Origin of the sequence: Saccharomonospora halophila 8 (genome assembly GCF_000383775.1) — a bacterium.
Lineage (GTDB): Bacteria > Actinomycetota > Actinomycetes > Mycobacteriales > Pseudonocardiaceae > Saccharomonospora > Saccharomonospora halophila.
Genome location: NZ_KB912497.1, coordinates 1 through 4195 on the forward strand (window position 1 = coordinate 1; position 4195 = coordinate 4195).

General features: G+C 71.3%; 4 protein-coding genes and 1 pseudogene. 4 read left to right on the forward strand and 1 reads right to left on the reverse strand.

What is annotated here, in order from left to right:
• Positions 1-177, reverse strand: a pseudogene (locus SACHA_RS24305) (NAD-dependent succinate-semialdehyde dehydrogenase); the annotation flags it as partial.
• A gap of 220 nt (positions 178-397) precedes the next feature.
• Here SACHA_RS24305 and SACHA_RS0104300 point away from each other — a divergent pair.
• The 4 genes from SACHA_RS0104300 to SACHA_RS20240 all read left to right on the forward strand — a co-directional run.
• Positions 398-1651 (forward strand): aspartate aminotransferase family protein, encoded by a 1254-nt coding sequence (locus SACHA_RS0104300; RefSeq protein WP_019807478.1) that lies wholly within the window; start codon positions 398-400, stop codon positions 1649-1651.
• Positions 1648-2175: a DUF3830 family protein gene (locus SACHA_RS0104305; protein ID WP_019807479.1), complete on the forward strand. Its 528-nt coding sequence runs from the start codon at positions 1648-1650 to the stop codon at positions 2173-2175. Before SACHA_RS0104300 ends, SACHA_RS0104305 begins: the two co-directional genes overlap by 4 nt.
• 155 nt (positions 2176-2330) lie before the next feature.
• A complete protein-coding gene (locus tag SACHA_RS0104310; protein WP_019807480.1) occupies positions 2331-3728 on the forward strand; it encodes an FAD-binding oxidoreductase in 1398 nt (465 codons plus the stop codon).
• Positions 3729-3736: 8 nt separating this feature from the next.
• On the forward strand, positions 3737-4195 hold a 459-nt coding region (locus tag SACHA_RS20240; RefSeq protein ID WP_269634166.1), incomplete at its 3' end, for a thiamine pyrophosphate-binding protein.

Below are 4195 nucleotides of genomic sequence, written 5' to 3' on the forward strand. Positions count from 1 at the left end.
GTCCAGCGCGGCGGCGCCGTCCGCCGGGGCGGCGTCGGCGACCTCGCACAGCACCCCGTTGGTGGCCGGGTCCCGCACCGCGAACGTCCGCCCGTCCGTGGCGGGGGTCCACTTGCCGCCGACGAACAGGTCCTTGTCGACCGCGTCGAGCACGCCGGACTCGCTGAGGCTGCCCATCGAAACTCCTCCGAAAGTAGCTGTTTGCGCCGCTGCGGACACCATGCTACGAATATTGTTGACAATCTACAACCCTCCGGGCCGCACCCGGGCCCGCGTGAGCGTGAAGGGCACTTTTCCTGCGTGTGACGCAGCGAGGGGCACATTCCCTGCGTTCACCGCAGGAAAAGTGCCCTTCACGCATACCCCACCGGCCACCGTCGCAAAGGAGCACGCTGTCATGGCCCAGCTCTCCCCCATTCTCAAGCAGGCGACACCCGTCGTCGTCGACCACGGCGAAGGCGCCTACCTCTACGACACCAGCGGTCGGCGTCATCTCGACTTCACCGCGGGCATCGGGGTCACGAGCACGGGCCATTGCCACCCGAAGGTGGTACAGGCGGCGCAGGACCAGGTCGGCAAACTCATCCACGGCCAGTACACCACCGTCATGCACCGGCCGCTGCTCGAACTCGGCGAACGGCTCGGCGAGGTCCTGCCGTCCGGGCTCGACTCGCTGTTCTTCGCCAACTCCGGCAGCGAGGCCGTCGAGGCGGCGCTGCGACTGGCGCGGCAGGCCACGGGCAGGCCGAACGTCGTCGTGTTCCAGGGCGGCTTCCACGGGCGCACCGTGGCGGCGGCGTCGATGACCACCTCGGGCACCCGGTTCGGCGCGGGCATCTCCCCGCTGATGGCGGGCGTGCACGTGGCGCCCTTCCCGCACGCCTACCACTACGGCTGGGACGAGCAGACGGCCACCGACTTCGCCCTGCGCGAGCTGGATTACCTGTTCGCCACCCAGACCGCGCCGCAGGAGACGGCCGCGTTCTTCGTCGAACCCATGCTCGGCGAGGGCGGCTACGTGCCCGCGAACAGCGAGTTCATGGCCGGCCTGCGCCGCCGCGCCGACGAGCACGGGATCCTGCTGGTGATGGACGAGATCCAGACCGGGTTCGGCCGCACCGGGAAGTTCTGGGGACACGAGCACTTCGACGTCCACCCCGACGTGGTGCTCATCGCCAAGGGGCTGGCCAGCGGGTTCCCGCTGTCCGGGATCGCCGCGTCGCGGGACCTGATGGGCAAGGCCTGGCCCGGTTCACAGGGTGGCACCTACGGCGGCAACGCGGTCGCGTGCGCGGCGGCCCTGGCCACGCTGGAGGTCATCCGGGAGGAGAACCTGGTGGACAACGCCGCCGCGCGGGGCAGGCAGCTGCTCGACGGCGCGCGGGCGGTGGGCGACAAGACCCCCGGGATCGGCGACGTGCGGGGCATGGGACTGCTGGTCGGCTCCGAGTTCGTCACCGCGGACGGCGCGCCGGACAACGCCACGGCACAGGCGGTGCAGAAGAAGGCCGCCGAACAGGGATTGCTGCTGCTGACCTGCGGGGCGTACATGAACGTGGTGCGCATGATCCCGCCGCTGGTCGTCACCTCCGAGCAGATCGACGAGGCCCTGGACATCTGGGGCGAGGTCGTCGCCTCGGTGGCCCGGTGACGGCGGGAACGGCCGGGCGCGGGCGGACGGCACGGTACATCACGATCACGCTCGACAAGCGCGGCGTGTCCTGCCGCGCGCGACTGCTCGACGACGAGGCACCGCGCACCTGCCAGGCGGTCTGGGACGCGCTGCCGCAGAGCGGGTCGGCCTACCACGCCAAGTACGCCCGCAACGAGGTCTACACCCTCGTGCCGCCGTTCGCGGACCCGAAGCCGGGCCGGGAGAACCCGACCGTGACCCCCATCCCCGGCGACGTCGTCTACTTCGGGTTCGAACCCTGGGAGATCGGCAACCCCGCCTACGGCTACGACGAGGGCAGCGTGGCGCACGGCGAGCAGGGCGCCACCGACCTGGCCTTTTTCTACGGGCGGAACAATCTTCTGATCAACGGCGACGCGGGATGGGTGCCCGGCAACGTGTTCGGCACGATCGTCGAGGGGCTGCCCGAGATGGCCGCGGCCGCTCAGGATCTGTGGCTGCGGGGGGTGGAGGGCGAGACCCTCTCCTACGCCCGCGCCTGAGCCGGTCCTGCCGGGTGGGACGGTCCTGCCCGGGTGGACGGTCCTGCCGGGTGGGACGGCACGACGGAACCGCTCCGGGCGCCGTCCCACCCGGCACCGAAACATGAATCAGATTCATAGCCAGGCGCTCGACGGGCGTACTAGGCTGCGTCCCCATGGGCGAGGCGACGGACGACGTGACGCGGCGACTGACCGGCATCGTCGGCGCGGAGAATGTGCTGACCGGCGACGCCGTGACCGAGGACTACACCGGTGACGAGGCGCTGACCGGCGGACGGGCGAAGCCGCGCTGGGTGGTCCGCCCCGGCACGGCCGAGGAGGTGGCCGCCGTGCTCGCGGAGGCCACGGAACACGGGGTTCCGGTGACGGCCCGCGGCTCCGGCACCGGACTGTCCGCGGCGGCCCGCCCGCACCCCGACGGCCTCGTGGTGTCGTTCGAACGGATGAATTCGGTTCTGGAGATCGACGAGGGGAACCACGTGGCCGTGGTCCAGCCCGGGGTGACACTGTCCGAGCTGGACGAGAAGACGGCGCGCGCCGGACTCGGCTACACCGTCTACCCCGGGGAGATGAGCGCCAGTGTCGGCGGCAACGTCGGGACCAACGCGGGTGGGATGCGCGCGGTGCGCTACGGCGTCACCCGGCACAACGTGCTCGGCCTCCGGGCGGCGCTGCCCACCGGGGAACTGATCCGTTCCGGGGGCCGGACGGTGAAGACCGCGAGCGGCTACGACCTCACCCAGCTCGTCATCGGCTCGGAGGGCACGCTCGCGCTGGCCACGGAGATCACGGTGAAGCTGTATCCCCGGCTGCCGCACTCGGCCACCGTGCTCGCCCCGTTCGACGACCTCGACACGGTGATGCGGGCGGTCCCGGAGATCGTCTCCAGCGGGCTGGAACCGCACATCCTCGAATACATCGACGCGCTGACCATGGCCGCCATCACCCACGGCACCCAGCTCTCGCTGGGCATCCCGGACGAGGTCCGCGACGCCTCGCAGGCCTACCTCGTGGTCGGCCTGGCCAACCGTGCGGCCGACCGGCTCGACGGCGACGTGGAAGTGCTCGGCACACTGCTCGGCGACCTCGGCGCCGCGGACGTGTACGTGCTGGAGGGCTCCTCGGCGCGCAGGCTGATCGAGGCCCGGGAGAACGCCTTCTGGACGGCCAAGGCCGCGGGCGCCGACGACGTGCTCGACGTCGTCGTGCCCCGGTCGGCGTTGCCGGAGTTCCTCGCCGAGTCCCGTGCCGCGGCCCAACGGGCCGAGTCCGGTGTGATCGGCTGCGGCCACGCCGGGGACGGCAACGTCCACCTCGCCGTGTTCCAGCCGGATCCCCGGCGGCGTTCGGCGCTGCTGGAGGAGATCTTCGCCGCCGGGATGCGGCTGGGCGGGGCGATCTCCGGGGAACACGGGCTCGGCCACGCGAAGACCGGCTACTTCCTCCGGCTGGAGGACCCCACCAAGATCGATCTGATGCGACGACTGAAGCAGGCCTTCGACCCCGCCGGGATCCTCAACCCCGGCGTGCTCTTCGGCGGCCGGGAGGACTGACGATGACGATGAACGGCGCGCAGGCCCTGATCCGCACCCTCGTCGACGCCGAGGTCGACGTGTGCTTCACCAATCCGGGCACCTCCGAGATGCACTTCGTGTCCGCACTGGACAGTGTGCCCGAGGTGCGGGGCGTGCTGGGCCTGTCCGAGGGCGTGGTCACCGGCGCCGCGGACGGCTACGCACGGATCGCGGACCGCCCGGCCGCGACGCTGCTGCACCTCGGACCGGGGCTGGGCAACGGCCTGGCGAATCTGCACAACGCCCGCCGGGCACACACCCCGGTGGTCAACGTCGTCGGTGACCACGCCACCCACCACAAGCGCTACGACGCACCGCTGGAGTCGGACATCGAGGCGGTGGCCGGATCGCTGCAGGGGTGGGTGCGCCGCTCGGCGAGCACCGCCGACGTCGGCGCGGACGCCGTCTCGTCGCCGCCGGGTTTCTGGTGCCGTGCTCTCCGAGTG

Excerpts from the sequence above, each read along its gene's own strand:
- SACHA_RS0104300 (WP_019807478.1), top strand. The coding sequence starts at position 398 with ATGGCCCAGCTCTCCCCCATTCTCAAGCAGGCGACACCCGTCGTCGTC.
- SACHA_RS0104310 (WP_019807480.1), top strand. The coding sequence starts at position 2,331 with ATGGGCGAGGCGACGGACGACGTGACGCGGCGACTGACCGGCATCGTC.